This is a genomic window from Paenibacillus sp. L3-i20 (assembly GCF_022180385.2).
Lineage (GTDB): Bacteria > Bacillota > Bacilli > Paenibacillales > Paenibacillaceae > Pristimantibacillus.
Genome location: NZ_BQME02000002.1, coordinates 178,086 through 195,165, shown reverse-complemented (window position 1 = coordinate 195,165; position 17,080 = coordinate 178,086). Strand labels below are relative to the sequence as shown.

Sequence of the window (17,080 nt, the reverse complement as noted above, 5' to 3'; positions counted from 1 at the left end):
ATCAATATCCCTTACCTTCAAGCTGAATCTGTACGATCCGTACAATATCAGCAATATAATCGCCAATTATAGGGAGGTTCAATGCCCCTAGAAATTGTAAGACATACAGAATCGTAGCTGCAAAAAAAGTAAATCCAATCGCAATACCAACACCTCTTGCCGTACCCGACAGTAAATTGCGCCATATCATTGAAAAAGGTCGGTTCAACAAATCAACGTATTCTGCAATGTGCGTTCGTTCCATTTCAGTTGCAATATGCTGCAATCTTTTATCTACAAGGGATAAAGATTCCTGTAAGGCAGGCAAATCCTTTGGTTCATCGTTTGCCTGCTTCTGATTTCGTTTCCGTTTCACGATTTCCATCACCTCCGGGTAGCAACAGAGGAAGCCCGCCCCGCCAGCGTGGCGGGCAAGCGGGCTCCTTTATTCCATTACTATGTCCCTATTCCTTGATGAAAATGCCAACTTCCTTATCTCCAAGTGTAACCCGCTCCATACCATCTACAGCTTCGAATGAAACCGACTGTAACAATACATTATCACTTAACACATCGGAGAACGCTTCAAGTGCTGCCTTCAAAACATTATCTACATCTAGAACAAGGTTAACACGTTTCTCAATCGGAAGATCTTGCTTCTTCCTCGTGTCTTGAACAGCCCGAATAACTTCACGAACCCAACCCTCTTGTTCAAGCTCAGGTGTAATATCCGTATTCAGTGCTGCTGTCATACCATTTCCAGATGCGGAAGCGAAGCCAGACTTTGCTTGTTTCTCAACTAGCAATTCATCTAGTCCAATCTGAAGTACTTCATTATCCGATGTTGTGAAGCTGAAGCTTCCCCCAGAAACAATCTCTTTTGTAGCATCAGAATTCAGTTCTTTCAAAGCTCCTTGGATAGGACCAACTTGCTTACCGTATTTCTTACCAGCTACCTTTAAATTCAATTTAAGTGTGAAGTCAACGAATCCACTATCGGATGTTTGCACCGTAATGGATTTTACATTGATTTCATCCTTAATGATCTCTTCGTATTCTGCAATCGGGAAATCCCCGTCTAGTGATACGATAAGCTCCGATAGTGGCTGGCGAGTTTTAATTGACGTTTCATTGCGGACATTACGCGCAAGTTCCACGATTCCTTTTGTACTCTCCATATCACGTTCTAGTGTCAAATCAATAAGTGACTCATCTGCTACTGGGAAGTCTGCTAGATGAACGCTTCCTTCACCACCAAGATTGCCATACACATCTTCTGCTAAGAATGGTGTATATGGAGCCATTAGACGTGATAATGTTAGAAGTACACTTCTCAACGTTTGATAGGCTGCAACTTTATCTTCTGTCAGACCACTGCCCCAGAACCGGTCGCGTGAACGACGGATATACCAGTTGCTCAGCTCATCTACGAATTGTTCTATCGACTTGGCAGGATTCAAGAAGTCATTAACTTCTAGACCTTTCTTAACCACTAAGATCAAGCTATTCAATCTAGATGTAATCCAACGATCCAGCTTATTATTAGTATTCGCTTCTGCATGATCCGCGTAATTGAAACCGTCGATTGATGCATATAACGCGTAGAACGCATGTGTATTTACAATCGTGTCGATCACTTTGGACTTCGCTTCGCCTACGATGCCACGCGAGAAACGTTTGCTGTTCCACGGCGCACTGTCTGCAAGGAGTGCCCAGCGGAATGCGTCTGTTCCGTATTCATTAATAATTTCCCAAGGATCAATAACGTTACCTTTTGACTTGGACATCTTTTGTCCATTCTCATCAAGAATATGTCCTGTAGAAAGTACCGCTTTATATGGCGCTTTTCCGTTGTATAGTGTTGATACAGCAAGTAAGCTAAAGAACCAACCGCGCGTTTGATCAATGCCTTCGCAAATGATATCAGCAGGATATTGTTCTTCAAATGGTTTTGCATCCGCAAATGGATAATGATGCTGAGCAAACGGCATGGAGCCACTGTCGAACCAAACATCGATTACTTCTGACGTACGTTTCATTACTGCACCTTCAGCAAACGGCGATTTAAGCAAAATGCCATCTACGTAAGGCTTATGCAGCTCAATGTCAGCAGGCACTTCGTCCACTGCACGTGCACGAAGATCAGCGATGCTGTCAGGCGAATATTCTTTACCTGTCTCTTCACAAACCCAAACGTTTAGCGGAGTACCCCAATAACGGTTACGGCTAATGTTCCAGTCCACTAGATCCTCAAGGAACTTACCAAAACGCCCTTCACGGATATGTCCAGGATACCAATCCACTTTGCTGTTATTTGCGATCAATTGATCTTTAACTGCCGTTGTTTCGATAAACCAGCTCTCCGTTGCATAATAGAGAAGCGGTGATTTACAACGCCAGCAGAACGGATAGCTATGCTCGTAACGCTCTTTGGAATAAAGAAGTCCCTTTTCGCTAAGCATCTTCACGATGTCGACATCGCAATCTTTTACAAAGCGGCCAGCAAGATCAGTAACTTCATCGATATAACGACCTGCATTGTTCACAACACTTAACATGCTGATCCCATTTTGACGTGATACTTTATAATCATCTTCCCCGTGTGCAGGTGAGATATGAACGATTCCGGTACCGCTAGTGTCACTGACGAAATCGCCAGCAATGACAATATGGCCTTTCTCAATTGCTACATAGCGGAATGGAGGCTCATAAGAAAGCCCAACTAGATCAGCACCTTTTACCGTTGAAAGCACTTCGAACTCTTCTTTCAATACTTTCTCTGCCAAGTTCTTAGCAACGATATAGACTTCTCCGTCTTTGGAAGCACGTACATAATCTAGTTCAGGATTAACTGCTAATGCAGCATTCGCTGGCAATGTCCAAGGAGTCGTCGTCCAAGCAAGCACGAACTCGCCGGAATCGATCAGCTTGAACTTCGCTGTTGCACTCAAATCCTTTACATCTTCGTAGCCTTGTGCAACTTCATGTGAACTTAGCGTCGTTTGGCAGCAAGGGCAATACGGGCTTACACGATGTCCACGGTACAATAGTCCTTTTTTGTGGATCGTGGACAAAATATGCCATACACTTTCGATATATTCATTTTTTAGCGTGATGTATGGATTATCAAGATCTGTCCAGTAACCAATCGCTTCAGTCAGCTCTCTCCATTGCTTCTCGTATTCAAATACGCTGGCTTTACATTTTTTTACGAACTCTTCAACACCATAATTTTCGATTTCTTGCTTGCCAGAGATGCCAAGTTGCTTCTCCACACCAAGCTCAACAGGCAAACCATGTGTATCCCAGCCTGCTTTACGAACAACACGATAGCCAGACATCGTTCTGTAGCGGCAAATAAAATCTTTAATAACCCTGCCAAGTACATGGCCGATATGGGGTGCACCATTTGCTGTTGGAGGACCTTCATAAAATACGAAATTAGGTTTACCTTCTCGGTTCTGAATCGATTGTTTAAATGTGTCTTCTGCTTTCCATTGCTCCAAAACTCGCAACTCGCGGTTGCGCGCGCGTTCTTTTACGTCTACACGTTGCATCTTCGTTGCCCCCTCTAAGTATACAAAAAAATAAAGCCCCGTCCCGATAAAGGGACGAGGCTTGCTCGCGATACCACCCTTGTTCCGCATTGTTCCCTCAAAAGAAAGAGAGACCTAGCAATCGTCATATATGACGATGCCTCTTGCGGCACCTTAGCTGCGAATCCAATCTTGATTCGCGTTCCCTGTAACGGGGGAAATTCGTCGACGCTTAATACCACAATACAGTGGGCTCGGCGCCTCTTCTCAGAGAGGATATTCGGTAAAGGTTCAAGCACCGGACTTTCAGCAATCGCCGGCTCTCTGCAGCATGAACTCAAAACGTACTCGTTCTCATCAATGAAGTTGTTTGTTTCGTTATTGTATTAGTTATAGCTCACATAACAGGTTCTTGTCAAACGGGTAATGACCCATTTTCTTTAACCTCTAAGGAGTTCTCTTTCCGATTCTCTTGCACTTTGTTCTAACGTTTCCCAGCCATCTTGTGATAAAAGCTCAAGTTGCGCTTCTACTAGGGTACGGAATCGTGCTCTATAAATAGAGGCCTGCTTCTTAAGCTCCTCTACCTCAAGAGCCACTTTGCGCGATTTGCTAAGTGATTCGTTAACGATGCGGTCAGCGTTTTTCTCCGCTTCCTTCACAATTAACTGAGCTTCTTTTTTCGCATTGTTACGAACTTCATCAGCAGCTTCCTGTGCGACGATTATCGTTTTGCTAAGAGTCTCTTCGATATTGGTGAAATGGTTCAGTTTCTCTTGTAGCGTAAGGGCTTGGTTTTGAATTTCTTTGTTCTCACGAATGATGGATTCATAATCTTTAATTACTTGATCCAGAAACTCATTCACTTCATCTTCATCGTATCCACGAAAACTTCGTGAAAACTCTTTGTTATGTATGTCCAATGGCGTAAGCGGCATCGGAACACCTCCCTATGAACTGTTTTGGCACTGCGCAAACGGTGGCAATAAGTACACGAACACCAACGTTGCTGTCTGTCAACAAAGATTCGACAGTCCTGACCTATTTCCTGCAACCATCTAAATAAATTTACCAATTTTGACCCGAATTCTGCCCCTTTTTGTCACGCCGTCGACTTCAAGCACCTTGAATCGACCTAATCCTTTGAAAGAGATGACGTCATCTTCCTTAAGTTGTTTGGATGGGTCCTCTTCGGCTTTCCAATTTACTCTGCAGCGACCAGCTCGTATTGGATCCATAATTTTGGATCGACTAACTCGATATACATCACTAGCAATACCGTCAAGACGCATTGATGCAACTGTAAGGCTCATTTCCTCAAGTTTAACTTGAACGGGCTTTAATTCTGACAATGGTAATATATCCGTCAATACACTAAGTCGATGCACCTGACGGAGATGTATATTTAAATAATCGGCAATTTCGTCCGTAACGATAATATGTGCAAACGATTCATGGACATGAATGTCTCCTATTCGATCTCTTTTGATGCCAAGACCAAGCAGGGCCCCAAGAAAATCGGAATGATCTAACTCAAGATGACTTCCGGCCGGTGCAATTGCAGCAAGCACAGAAATAGCCACATGCTCATCCTCTAAGCTGCGGTAATCTGGTGCAATTAATGCTCTTCTTCGCTCTGCTTCCACGTAACCGCCATCCAGCCTAATGTGGACATCTTGATTACGGCTAGCGAGCATAGAGAGAATTTGGGCTTGTCTCGGATCCAAAAAATCGGTCCGCTTCAGCTCATGCTGCTGTGCGGACCGCCCTACCCATTCCATTGCCCTATCGACGAAAGATTTTTCCTCGGGGTGGAAATGCTCATATATAGCTGATTTCATAAGATTAGCTTTGACCTAAGCTAAACAAGAATACAAGTACTGAATTCAATCCGATTGCAATAAATCTAAGTGCAAAGATAGCTACGATTGGCGAAAGATCCAATACACCGCCAATTGGCGGTATAAATTTTCGGAATATACCGATGTAAGGTTCTACGATTCGTCCAAGAAACTGTCCAATAGAACTTTCACGAGCATTCGGGAACCATGACAATAGCACATAACCAATAATTAAATAGCTGTAAATTTCAAGCGCAGTATTCACAAATTTTAAAATTAATATTTCCAACCCAAGGTCACCTCATTTTGTTGTAATCGTTCTCCTCTGCCAGCATTTCCGTTATGGCACCTTGAATTTCTACTGAATCAGGCGTGCATAGAAAAATATTAGGACCAAGCTTAGAGATGCTGCCACTTAAAGCGTACACTGTGCCGCTTAAGAAATCAACAATCCTAAGCGCAAGATCAGTTCTCACTCGCTGTAAATTTACGATAACAGCTCTGCGTGAGCGCAAATGATCGGCAATCTCCTGTGCTTCGTCATATGAGCGAGGTTCGCTTAACACGACTCGAACGTTCTTCTGCGAATGTATGCTAACAACATTGCTATTGCCAGCTACCGTATTGCTTCTTATGTTTCTACGTGTTTCGAAAAGAGAGGTTTCATTCTCTTGCTCTTCAGTCTGTGTAGTCACACGTTCACGCTCTACCACTTCTTCTTCTTCCTGCAAGCCAAACCAATTCATAAATCGGTTCATCACGCTCATCGCTCATTCCTCCTCTTTTCCAACTAAAATGCTTCCTAAACGAATCCATGTAGCGCCTTCCTCAATAGCAACATCAAAATCATTCGACATTCCCATCGACAAATGTTTAATACCGCTGCCATATGCCGAGTCTCTCTGAATAACGTCTCTAAGTTCACGAAGTGCTCTAAAGACTAATCGTGTTTCCTCAGGCTTCGACTCATAAGGTGCCATCGTCATGAGCCCAATAGGCTGCAGAGACGGAAAAGCTTGCAGTGCATCAATAAAACCTGACAACTCTTCCGGTTCCATGCCATGCTTGGACATTTCGCCAGATACGTTAACTTGAATAAAGCAAGGGACAATAATGCTAAGTTGGGACGCTTTTTTGTGAATAGCTTCCGCAAGTGACAGCCTGTCCAATGAATGTATGTATGAGAACTTCCCAACGACGTCTTTAGCCTTATTCGTTTGCAACGAACCGATGAAATGCCAAGTCGGCACATCTTCAGGCACACTGCGATCTTTCCCGCTCAGAGCCACCCATTTCTCCTCTGCATCTTGCCAGCGGTTCTCGCCAAGATGCAACAAGCCGCTCTTATACGCTGATACGGTTGTCTCTAACGATACATATTTCGTAACCGCTATGACATTTATGTCTTCTCTAAGTCTTCCAGATCGCTGGCATGCTGCTGCGATTCGCTGTTCGACCTGCTGTATTCGATCTTGTAATGGCATACTATTATTCACCTTTCCCGAATGCCTATCCAACTGGCCATCCGTCCCGTTCTGCCGCCTTCCATTCGATGAGAATAGAATAATTCAGTCTGGCAACCAGTGCACCACTTGGTTAATTCGATATGGATCGGCAAAATTCCTGCTTTTATCATAATCTGTCGGTTTATTTCTTTCAAGTTCAGAAACCTCTTGCCATTTTCCGACTGGACCATACAAGCTTGAGCAATCTCCTCTTTCAATTGTAGCTCGGATAAAACCCGCTCTACTTCCTGAATAACAACTCCATCAACTTCATAGCAACAACTTCCAATAGATGGACCTATTGCTGCTTTAATATTTTCAGGTTTTGCACCATAAGCAGATTCCATTGCGAGTATTGTCTCTCTTGCAATAGATTGCACCGTCCCGCGCCAACCTGCATGAGCTAAGGCAACAGCACCAACATCTTGCGCGTAAAAATATAACGGAACACAATCCGCATAAAATGAAGCTAAAAGTATACCCGGCACATTCGTTATTATCGCATCACTGCCTGCTATTGTGTCAGACATCGAAGTTCTACCTTTACCACGTTCCATTTCCGTTACAATTGATACATGGCTACCATGTACCTGCTCCGCACACGTCCAAGACTCAAATGGCCAGTCAATTGCTGAAGTCAACGTTTTACGATTTTCAATAACGTCGCTTTCATTGTCCCCCACATGTAATCCAATATTTAAGGATGCCCAAGGAGTGTTACTTACTCCTCCTTCTCTTCCAGTAAATCCAACCGATAACGAATCGTTATTTTCCATCCATTGTGACAACAAAAAAAGCGAAGGTTCCTTCGCTGTGCCTCTTATTTTCTGTACAAATGGTTCCATCTCATCACCTCATACATACACATTATGCGGGATAACTCTTTTACTATGTCCGCCAATACTAAGTTTACCCCCTTAAGAACGGGCATGCAAATCTTCTTCCTCAGCACGAATTGCTTTTGTTTCATCCATTCGAACAAGTACAACATCTGCACCTATCTTAACAATATTTCGCCAAGGTATAACGATTTCAGTCCCATTATTACCGAAGAGACCAAACATTTTGGTAAATTGCGGTACAACAATCGAATCAATTCTTCCTTGACGCAGATCAAGCTCCAGGTCACTTACATGCCCTAGCTTTTTGCCATCCACAATATTAATTACGTCTTTTGATTGGAAGTCGGATATTTTCAAGTTGATTCACCACATTTCCTGTAGATTGTTTTCCACAATCCTTTGTTTAAGTATATGAGTGAATTGCCCAAAATGTCCTACTGTCCAAAAATCAAGTAAAAAACCTACATTGACGTTATTAATGTGGCAAAGAAAAGTGGTGAAGCGCTTATGCACTCCACCACTTTCATGCCATTTCTTCCTCTAAGCGTTCATGTTTTCACATGTTTCTGCATCTGTTGTATCGCTGATTTCTCAAGCCTAGACACTTGTGCTTGTGAGATGCCGATTTCGTCAGCTACCTCCATTTGTGTCTTTCCTTCAAAAAAGCGCATAGACAGGATCATTTTTTCCCGCTCATTGAGCTTACGCATCGCTTCCCTTAGAGCAATCTCTTCTATCCATGACACGTCTTTGTTTCGATCATCACTAATTTGATCCATCACATAGATTGGATCTCCACCGTCATGATAGATCGGCTCGAACAACGACACAGGATCTTGGATGGCATCAAGTGCAAACACAACATCCTCTTTGGGCACATTCAACGCTTCTGATATTTCAATTATCGTTGGTTCACGTGAATTTTTGTTCGTGAGGCTGTCACGGACTTGCAGCGCCTTATAAGCGATATCTCTTAAGCTACGCGATACTCGGATGGGATTGTTATCCCTTAAGTAGCGACGAATTTCACCGATAATCATCGGTACGGCATAGGTGGAAAACTTAACATTTTGACCAAGGTCGAAATTATCTATCGCCTTCATAAGTCCGATGCAGCCGACTTGGAATAAATCGTCTACAAACTCTCCCCTATTGTTAAATCGCTGAATGACACTGAGCACTAGCCGCAAGTTGCCATTAACCAATTTCTCTCTTGCTGACCACTCGCCCTTGCTCTGTAATGCCGTAAATAGCTCTCGCATTTCGACATTAGTCAGTACAGGTAGTTTAGCGGTATCCACTCCACAGATCTCGACTTTATTTCGGGTCAACGTGATTACCTCCCAAGGAGAAACATTAATGTATATTATCTCCCTGAGACCTCTTTTTATTCCTATTCCGACATCGTTCGACAATCAGATTTGGGTCAAAAGCTTGCTAAACGCTTACACCATCTTGTTAAATTCTTTTCTCAATCGTTTAATAATTCTTTTCTCCAGACGAGAAATATAGGATTGGGATATACCTAACATGTCGGCAACATCCTTTTGCGTCTTTTCTTCGCCATCAGCAAGTCCGAAGCGAAGTTCCATTATAATTCTTTCTCTTTCAGATAGCTTATCAAGCGCTTTGTGAAGGAGCTTACGATCCACCTGTTCCTCGATGTTACGGTAAATTGTATCATTTTCAGTTCCAAGTACATCAGATAGCAGAAGTTCGTTTCCATCCCAATCGATATTAAGCGGCTCATCAAAGGAAACTTCAGTACGCGTCTTGCTATTGCGGCGAAGATACATCAAAATTTCATTTTCGATACAACGAGATGCATAAGTAGCTAACTTAATTTTTTTCTCTGGGTCAAATGTGTTAACTGCCTTAATTAGTCCAATTGCACCTATCGATACGAGATCCTCAATATGAATACCCGTGTTTTCAAACTTTCTGGCAATGTAAACGACAAGTCTTAAGTTGCGTTCGATCAGTAAAGCTCTGATTGCCGTGTCACCAGATGGAAGTTTCTCAAGTAAATATTCCTCTTCTTCACGCGTCAAGGGAGGCGGTAACGCTTCACTGCCGCCTATATAATATAATTCTTCACTTTTTAGTCCGAATAAAAATAATATTCTGTAATAATATAACTGCAGTATAAGTTTGTATTTGACGAGCATGTGGCCCATCCCTCCCCGGTAAAATATGCTTACACTTGTTTCGCTTGTACCATTGACGGATGGATAATCGCTTGATATGCCCCATCTGCTGCAAGCTTGCCGCCATCTAAACCAATCAAAACTCTGTTCGTTTCATACAGTTGACCGTCCCTTGTAATCTCAACGGCATCCGGCTTCAAAGCAAGCATAAATTGTGAACCTCTGTTGACTCCTCTGAAGGGAATTAAACGAAGACGATCTTGCCACTTGAATGGCTCAGTATCTAATCCTGCTACAAGACGATCTACTTGCGACTCTCGAATGCTTTTCATCCATGACTCTGGAATTTCACCCTCCCAATTGGATGCTTCCATAACCATCACTGGAGTACGAGTCAAAGGATCATAGAGCTGATTACCTGTATCAATTAGTCCAATACACGTAAAGATTTGCTCATCGATCCTCACCTTCACTTCAGCAAGATGGGTTCGTACGAGTTCTCGTTCCCGCTTTTGTGTTAATACAGCTCTGTAAATAAAAAGACCAACACAAAACGCAGCAACAAAATAAAAAAGTCCCATCTTTAGCTCTGCATTCACACTGCCGCTAGCAAACGTTAACGTTTTCCAAACTTCACCTGATCCCTGCATAAACAAATAATAGAGTCCTAGTACAGCGCCCGCAGCTACAAAATTAACCGTATAGAAAGCTGCAATGTTACGAATAAAATGTTGCAGCGAATGAAATCCGAACGTTATCCAAACCATGAATAACGAAAACAAGACTTTTACGGCCAACGTGAACAGGAATGATAACTGAGGCACTAGCATAAGTACAACATAGCAGGCTCCGAATGTAGCAGCGAAAAGCAATCGCCATGGCTTGGGCTTATAGTTACGGACCCATGCGGTCGTCATCAGCACAGCTCCGTCTACAAGCAATTCACGTAGAAATAGGATATCGATATAAACCGCCATTATCGTCCCCTTCCTCCCTTTCCGGTGAATCCGCTCGAGTCCGTTAGCTCGGGAGAACGATTGAGACTAGTATATTGTAATCCTATTTCAAAGTCTGTCTATTCATGACGACATTAGCCATCTTTTTTTGTCGACAAATCAAAAAAGAAACGACTCTATTGGTGAAATGATAAATCTATCCCTATATTAATAAGAGGATTGCCCTAAGATCATAATTGATCTCATAGACAATCCTCTTTCACTCTACTTTTCGTACATTCTTTTGTGGAAAGCGTAAATGGCTAAACTGTCCTTTGGAGGCTTAGCTATCGCTTCGCTGAGAACTATATGTCATTTATAAAATAACAAACTTATAAATTGTTGTATTTATAAAAAGAAGCTCTTACTAAGGTTCAATAACCTTAGTAAGAGCTTCTATAAAAATTACTATCTGTCATTACGAGGTTGCTTGCGCAAAAATGCTGGAATTTCCAGTTGATCGCTGGAAGTACCTGAACCAAATGGCTTCACGCTTGATGCAGCATTCGTTGCTCTAGTATCTGTTTGCTCCGATCCAAGCGTTGTCGTACGACGAGGCGCCTGTTGATTCGGTTTAGCTTCGAAACCTGTTGCGATGACAGTTACTTTAATATCATCGTTCAAGTTTTCATCAATGATTGCACCGAAAATCATATTTACGTCTGGATCAGATGCAGAAATGACGATTTCTGCAGCTTCGTTAACTTCATATAGTGAAAGGTTGCTTCCACCAGTAATATTCATAATTACACCACGAGCTCCGTCAATTGATGTTTCTAGCAATGGACTCATAATCGCTTTGCGAGCTGCTTCTGCTGCACGATTCTCACCATTAGCGACACCAATACCCATAAGGGCTGAGCCGCGCTCCGTCATAATTGTCTTCACATCTGCAAAGTCAAGGTTGATCAAACCTGGAACAGCGATTAGATCAGATATACCTTGTACAGCTTGTCTAAGAACATTATCTGCTGCTCGGAAAGCTTCAAGCATTGGTGTTTTTTTATCAACGATCTCTAATAGACGATCATTTGGAATAACGATAAGTGTATCTACTTTTTCCTTAAGTGCTTCAATACCAAGCTCAGCTTGTCCAGAACGTTTACGACCTTCAAATGTAAAAGGACGTGTTACGATACCAACTGTAAGCGCTCCACATTCACGAGCAATTTCAGCGATAACTGGAGCAGCGCCTGTACCTGTTCCGCCACCCATTCCCGCAGTAACAAATACCATATCAGAACCCTTCAACTGATTTACAATCAGTTCGCGTGATTCTTCTGCAGCTTTATTACCAACATCGGGATTTGCACCAGCACCAAGACCACGTGTCAGCTTATCTCCGATTTGCAGCTTATGCTCAGACTTCGCAAGATGAAGTGCTTGAGCATCTGTGTTGACTGTAATAAAATCAACACCCTGTACGCCATTTTCTATCATACGGTTGACTGCATTGCTGCCGCCGCCGCCTACACCTATTACTTTTATTTGAGCGAGCGCTTCAAGCTCCATATCGAATTCCAACATCTCTCATAATCCCCCAGTCAAATAAATTCATTAAACATATTTTTAATTCTTTCAAACATACCGGGTTTAGATGTGGCTGCAGGACCGGCTTTGCGACTTGCCGTTTTCTTCACGGTGCCGCCGCCTCGGATCCCCATATATTTTGACACATATTGGATCATACCAACTCCGCTGCTATAGGAGGAATCTTTAACACCAATATAGTCAGGCAACGCAATTCGCACGGATGATTCCAGCTCCGATTGAGCAAGTGCTATTGTTCCAGGAAGCGCAGCAGCACCACCCGTAAGCACGTACCCGTTCACTTTCTCACCATAACCAAGACGACGAACTTCCTGACGTATCAATTGGAATATTTCCTGCATACGCGGCTCGATAATACTAGCCAAATCCTTTTGGGAAAATTCTTTTTCCAAATTACTGCCCATACGCGTCACTTTGAATTTAACATCCTCAGCTGCATCCATCGTATTGGCACATCCATACTTAAGTTTAAACTTCTCTGCTTGATCGGTTTGCGTACGCAAACCATAGGCGATATCGTTAGTTACGAACTCTCCGCCAATCGGCAAAGTAGAGATCGCAGCCAAACCACCCTGATCATAAACAGCAATAGTGCAGGAACCTGCTCCAATATCAACTAAAACTGTTCCTATCATCTTCTCGTCTTTTGTCAGAGACATAACACCTGACGCCAAGGACAACAAAATAACACCATTGATTCGTAGTCCAGCTTTCTCAACACAGCGCATTAAATTATGTATGGCCGTTTTCGTTCCAGTAACAATAGTTGCTTCGACTTCGAGTCGAACACCAATCATCCCTCTAGGATCGGAAATGCCCTCTAAACCGTCCACTAAATATTGCTTAGGCACTAAGTTAATAATTTCACGCTCTGGAGGGAGTGCGACTACTTTAGCTGCTTGCAATACACGTTCAATATCTTCTTCACCAATTTCTCGATCCTCATTGGATACTGCAACAACGCCATGATTGGTTTGCAATGCAATATGATTGCCTTGAATACCTACATATACATCAGATATTTGAATGCCAACCATGCGCTCCGCGTGCTCAACTGCATTACGAATGGATTGTACGGTTTGGTCAATATCGACGATTGCTCCCTTGCGAATACCCTCTGAGTCGGCAGATCCAACTCCAATAATATTAATGGTTCCATTGCTCAATTCACCAATAATAGCACGAACTTTGGATGTACCGATGTCCAAACTGACGATGATGTCATTGCTGCTCAACTTGCGGCACCTCCGTTTCCAAATAATAATAAGTACATCTTTATATGATAATTCTCACTAAGTCTATCTACTTATTCAACGCTCTTAATATTTTCCCTCTTTTTTCAACAAATTTTTCATAACTTTAATGAATGTTATGTCGAAAAATGACTAAGAGGTGAAAAATTAATCGAATGAGTTGTTAAGCTGAAGATCTCGACGTACAATCAGGCAAAAGTGCTTTACACAGCGCTATTCTTCTAGCGTCATAATTAAAATTCTACCATTCTTTCAAGCTATTGAGTAGTCTAATTTTAATTAGATTGTATATTTTCTCCATCTTCTACGCCGAAAGGAACATATGTGTCTGCTAGCAACATTGTAATTTTACCAGGCTCTTGTGTTTCGATTACAGCATTAAGCGCTTCGATCTTTTCAGGAAGAACAGATACCGCAGTAACGACTTCGAATTTCGTCCTCGTATATATTCGAATACGATCAGGATAGGCCTTGGACGGTATTGGAGTAATTTCAGATAAGTCTGAAAGTTGTTTAATAGGAATTAGCGCCAATTGCTTCGTCAATTTAAGCTTAATAGGATCATCAGCACTCCAACCAGACAAGATTGGTTTATCAAGCAGTTGGTTCCCCCCATGAACAGCTTCCACACTTGTCCCATTTGAAAGCAATGCTGTCAACTTTCCTTGCTCAGTAAGCTCAAATGCAACAACAGGGTATTCTCTAACTGTAATTTTTATAATTCCAGGGAACACCTTTATGACATCTACCGATTCCACTTGAGGCTTTTTTTTCACCATTTCCGCTATAGTAGTGGAGGAAGTTTGAAAAAAGGCATCTCCCATTTTTATCCCAGAAGCAAGTATAATTTCCTCATTTGTAGTAAAATGTGTGCCTGTAATTTGGATGTCAGAAATTTTACTAATGGATGAATTAAAAAACAGTACGGTCAGTATAGCTACAAACAATAGAAATAGAACGGCAAGTAGCTTTTTATTGCCTTTGCGTTTGCGAGCAGGCTCCTTTAGCACAGGCATTTGCATACTCATAACTTGTCCCTCTTTTCCTAGAAACGTCAGCCTCCTCACAAAATGCGTTGCAACCCGTCACGTTGTATCACGTTATAAGTTTGCTAGCGATGAGGAAGCCTATCGTTTCTATCTTACTACTACCGCGCATATAGTTAATTATTAGGCACTGGTGAATACCGTGAAATGCGAGCCCCTAATCTAGAAAGCATCGTCTCAATTCTGTCGTAGCCGCGATCAATATGATGCACTTGCTCAACAACCGTTCTACCCTGGGCGGCTAAGCCAGCTATAACAAGTGCTGCGCCAGCACGTAAGTCAGTTGCTTCTACAGTAGCTCCATATAGACGCGGGACCCCTCTTATGAAAGCTGCATTAAGATCGACGCGAATATCAGCGCCCATTCTTGATAACTCATCCACATGCTTGAGTCGACCTTCGAATATCGTTTCCTTCAAAATACTAACTCCATCTGCAAGTGCTAATAGAACCATCACCTGCGATTGTAAGTCCGTTGGGAAGGCAGGATATGGTGAAGTAACGATGCGCTCTACTGCCTTTGGTCTAGTTGCACTACCAACTTTTATTATATCACCGTCGACGATAATTTGAACACCTGCGCGGCGTAGAACATGTATAAGAGAGGATAAGTGAGTAGGCTGCGCTTGCTGGAGCGTGACTACACCGCGTGTAGCAGCTGCCGCAACCATTATCGTTCCTGTAACAATTCGATCTGGAATGACCTTATATCTGCAAGGTGTTAATTTAGCAACGCCTTCAATCGTAATGGTATCCGTACCTGCTCCCATAATTTTGGCGCCCATTGCGTTTAAGAAACGTTGTAAATCTTGAATTTCAGGCTCGCGTGCAGCATTGCTAAGCGTCGTTCGCCCTTCAGCAAGAACTGCAGCCATCATTATATTTTCCGTTGCACCTACACTTGGGAAGCTGAGATGGATATCTGCACCTTGCAGCTTATCGGCACGGCAAATAATGCGATTACCAATCTCTTCAATATCAGCTCCAAGTGCTTGCAAGCCCTCTAGATGCAGATCAATTTTCCGTTCACCGATCGCACATCCACCAGGCAGGTAAACCTGAGTTTCGCCAAATCGCGAGAGAAGCGGACCCATCAAGAAGATGGAAGAACGCATCTGTTTCATCAAAGTTTCCGGCACATGGGATGTGTGTAGAGTTGTTGTATCAAGCACCACAGTATCTCCCGTATGTTCGGCACGGCATCCTAGTTCGCGCAAAATGTTCAGCATGACGTCGATATCAAGCAAATGAGGTACGGAATCAATCGTTATCGTACCTTCAGCCAGCAAACTGGCAGCCAATATCGGTAAGGCGGCATTTTTCGCTCCTTGGATAACTATGGTTCCTGAGAGGGGTTTCCCGCCTTCAATAACCAATTTGTCCAATGTATCACCTCCGAATTACCGCTCGCCTACCACTAATACCTCTGGCACTAGACTAACGCCGAAGCGTTGCTCCACAGTGCTCTGGATATGGGACATTAAGGCGAGAACGTCTCTAGCTGTCGCATTCCCGGTGTTTACAATAAAATTGGCGTGTAGTTCAGATACTTGCGCTCCTCCAATTTGGAACCCTTTCAGTTCTGCCTCTTGGATGAGTCTAGCAGCGAAATCGCCGGACGGATTACGAAAGACGCTTCCAGCGCAAGGCAATTGCAAGGGCTGAGTTCTTAGTCTCCGCTCTTTGTGAGAGGCAAGTGCAGATGCGATCTCTATCCGATCACCTTCTTCAAGCTCAAAGGCTGCTTCTAATACGAAACCCTTTAATTCATGTAGAACGGTGTGTCGGTATGAAAAGCGCATATTTTCCCGAACATATCGAACCAATTCCCCTGTCTCCAGTACAATGTCAGCATACTTAAAAACACGTGACACATCCGATCCATGCGCTCCAGCGTTCATATAGACGGCTCCGCCAACTGTCCCCGGAATTCCCCCCGCGAATTCCAAACCTGACAGCCCTTGTTTACCCGTCAATACTGATAGCTTTATAAATGAGTAGGACGCACCCGCAATTGCGGTCGTTCCTTCGAAACGCAAGTAATCGAAACCATTGGCCGGTTTAATCACAACACCGCGAACGCCTTTGTCGCTGACCAGCATATTCGACCCACGGCCCAAATTCGTCCAACCGAGCCCATGTTTATGCAGCAGCTTCACAATCGTTATTAGCTCTTCTTTTCCCTTTGGAAGGATTAATAGATCGGCAGGTCCGCCAATTTTCCATGTTGTGTGTTTAGACAGCGGTTCATTGTAAAAAAGCTCGCCCACATTTGCTTGCTCCAATTCCGCTATAAATGTATTCATTGCGACTACCTCCTTCAATCTGCGGTAAGTGCCATTCGCTGAGGCTCAAAGCCTATAAATTGTGATATCCCGCTCCCGC

Annotated in this window: 17 protein-coding genes; all 17 read right to left on the bottom strand. The window is 43.1% G+C overall.

The window, feature by feature from the left end:
* Position 1 precedes the first annotated feature (1 nt).
* Positions 2-364, bottom strand: coding sequence for a DUF5665 domain-containing protein (locus MFF31_RS14110; RefSeq protein WP_248565572.1), 363 nt, complete (start codon positions 362-364; stop codon positions 2-4).
* Between the two features lie 79 nt (positions 365-443).
* Positions 444-3,536 (bottom strand): isoleucine--tRNA ligase, encoded by a 3,093-nt coding sequence (gene ileS, locus MFF31_RS14105; protein ID WP_238188762.1) that lies wholly within the window; start codon positions 3,534-3,536, stop codon positions 444-446.
* A gap of 419 nt (positions 3,537-3,955) precedes the next feature.
* The gene (locus MFF31_RS14100; RefSeq protein WP_238188761.1) at positions 3,956-4,453 is read right to left on the bottom strand and encodes a DivIVA domain-containing protein; all 498 of its coding nucleotides are present in this window, start codon (positions 4,451-4,453) and stop codon (positions 3,956-3,958) included.
* Positions 4,454-4,573: 120 nt separating this feature from the next.
* Positions 4,574-5,356 carry a YlmH family RNA-binding protein gene (locus tag MFF31_RS14095; RefSeq protein WP_238188760.1) on the bottom strand — a complete coding sequence of 261 codons (783 nt, stop codon included), beginning with the start codon at positions 5,354-5,356 and terminating at the stop codon, positions 4,574-4,576.
* A 4-nt stretch (positions 5,357-5,360) separates the two neighbouring features.
* Positions 5,361-5,645: a YggT family protein gene (locus tag MFF31_RS14090; RefSeq protein WP_238188759.1), complete on the bottom strand. Its 285-nt coding sequence runs from the start codon at positions 5,643-5,645 to the stop codon at positions 5,361-5,363.
* Positions 5,646-5,652: 7 nt separating this feature from the next.
* Positions 5,653-6,123 carry a cell division protein SepF gene (locus MFF31_RS14085; protein ID WP_238188758.1) on the bottom strand — a complete coding sequence of 157 codons (471 nt, stop codon included), beginning with the start codon at positions 6,121-6,123 and terminating at the stop codon, positions 5,653-5,655.
* 3 nt (positions 6,124-6,126) lie between these two features.
* Positions 6,127-6,840 carry a YggS family pyridoxal phosphate-dependent enzyme gene (locus MFF31_RS14080; protein WP_238188757.1) on the bottom strand — a complete coding sequence of 238 codons (714 nt, stop codon included), beginning with the start codon at positions 6,838-6,840 and terminating at the stop codon, positions 6,127-6,129.
* Positions 6,841-6,848: 8 nt separating this feature from the next.
* Positions 6,849-7,706: a peptidoglycan editing factor PgeF gene (pgeF, locus tag MFF31_RS14075; protein ID WP_238188756.1), complete on the bottom strand. Its 858-nt coding sequence runs from the start codon at positions 7,704-7,706 to the stop codon at positions 6,849-6,851.
* A gap of 72 nt (positions 7,707-7,778) precedes the next feature.
* Positions 7,779-8,060 (bottom strand): YlmC/YmxH family sporulation protein, encoded by a 282-nt coding sequence (locus MFF31_RS14070; protein WP_238188755.1) that lies wholly within the window; start codon positions 8,058-8,060, stop codon positions 7,779-7,781.
* Positions 8,061-8,251: 191 nt separating this feature from the next.
* Complete coding sequence (gene sigG / locus MFF31_RS14065; RefSeq protein ID WP_238188754.1) at positions 8,252-9,034, bottom strand: RNA polymerase sporulation sigma factor SigG; 783 nt, start codon at positions 9,032-9,034, stop codon at positions 8,252-8,254.
* Between the two features lie 114 nt (positions 9,035-9,148).
* Positions 9,149-9,871, bottom strand: a complete 723-nt coding sequence (gene sigE, locus MFF31_RS14060) for an RNA polymerase sporulation sigma factor SigE (RefSeq protein ID WP_238188753.1) — start codon at positions 9,869-9,871, stop codon at positions 9,149-9,151.
* A 29-nt stretch (positions 9,872-9,900) separates the two neighbouring features.
* Positions 9,901-10,827, bottom strand: a complete 927-nt coding sequence (gene spoIIGA / locus MFF31_RS14055; protein ID WP_238188752.1) for a sigma-E processing peptidase SpoIIGA — start codon at positions 10,825-10,827, stop codon at positions 9,901-9,903.
* 426 nt (positions 10,828-11,253) lie between these two features.
* Positions 11,254-12,372 carry a cell division protein FtsZ gene (ftsZ, locus tag MFF31_RS14050; protein WP_238188751.1) on the bottom strand — a complete coding sequence of 373 codons (1,119 nt, stop codon included), beginning with the start codon at positions 12,370-12,372 and terminating at the stop codon, positions 11,254-11,256.
* 17 nt (positions 12,373-12,389) lie between these two features.
* Positions 12,390-13,631: a cell division protein FtsA gene (gene ftsA, locus MFF31_RS14045; protein WP_238188750.1), complete on the bottom strand. Its 1,242-nt coding sequence runs from the start codon at positions 13,629-13,631 to the stop codon at positions 12,390-12,392.
* Between the two features lie 293 nt (positions 13,632-13,924).
* A complete protein-coding gene (locus MFF31_RS14040) occupies positions 13,925-14,677 on the bottom strand; it encodes a cell division protein FtsQ/DivIB (protein WP_238188749.1) in 753 nt (250 codons plus the stop codon).
* A 134-nt stretch (positions 14,678-14,811) separates the two neighbouring features.
* The gene (gene murA, locus MFF31_RS14035) at positions 14,812-16,080 is read right to left on the bottom strand and encodes a UDP-N-acetylglucosamine 1-carboxyvinyltransferase (protein ID WP_238188748.1); all 1,269 of its coding nucleotides are present in this window, start codon (positions 16,078-16,080) and stop codon (positions 14,812-14,814) included.
* Positions 16,081-16,095: 15 nt separating this feature from the next.
* Positions 16,096-17,001 (bottom strand): UDP-N-acetylmuramate dehydrogenase, encoded by a 906-nt coding sequence (gene murB / locus MFF31_RS14030; protein ID WP_238188747.1) that lies wholly within the window; start codon positions 16,999-17,001, stop codon positions 16,096-16,098.
* Positions 17,002-17,080 lie beyond the last annotated feature (79 nt).

Bases quoted from the DNA above. Each gene is read 5' to 3' on its own strand.
- MFF31_RS14080 (WP_238188757.1), bottom strand. From the start codon at position 6,840: ATGCCATTACAAGATCGAATACAGCAGGTCGAACAGCGAATCGCAGCA.
- spoIIGA (WP_238188752.1), bottom strand. From the start codon at position 10,827: ATGGCGGTTTATATCGATATCCTATTTCTACGTGAATTGCTTGTAGAC.
- MFF31_RS14095 (WP_238188760.1), bottom strand. From the start codon at position 5,356: ATGAAATCAGCTATATATGAGCATTTCCACCCCGAGGAAAAATCTTTC.
- ftsZ (WP_238188751.1), bottom strand. From the start codon at position 12,372: ATGTTGGAATTCGATATGGAGCTTGAAGCGCTCGCTCAAATAAAAGTA.
- murB (WP_238188747.1), bottom strand. From the start codon at position 17,001: ATGAATACATTTATAGCGGAATTGGAGCAAGCAAATGTGGGCGAGCTT.
- MFF31_RS14085 (WP_238188758.1), bottom strand. From the start codon at position 6,123: ATGAGCGTGATGAACCGATTTATGAATTGGTTTGGCTTGCAGGAAGAA.
- sigE (WP_238188753.1), bottom strand. From the start codon at position 9,871: ATGCTCGTCAAATACAAACTTATACTGCAGTTATATTATTACAGAATA.
- MFF31_RS14040 (WP_238188749.1), bottom strand. From the start codon at position 14,677: ATGAGTATGCAAATGCCTGTGCTAAAGGAGCCTGCTCGCAAACGCAAA.
- MFF31_RS14110 (WP_248565572.1), bottom strand. From the start codon at position 364: ATGGAAATCGTGAAACGGAAACGAAATCAGAAGCAGGCAAACGATGAA.
- ileS (WP_238188762.1), bottom strand. From the start codon at position 3,536: ATGCAACGTGTAGACGTAAAAGAACGCGCGCGCAACCGCGAGTTGCGA.
- pgeF (WP_238188756.1), bottom strand. From the start codon at position 7,706: ATGGAACCATTTGTACAGAAAATAAGAGGCACAGCGAAGGAACCTTCG.
- MFF31_RS14100 (WP_238188761.1), bottom strand. From the start codon at position 4,453: ATGCCGCTTACGCCATTGGACATACATAACAAAGAGTTTTCACGAAGT.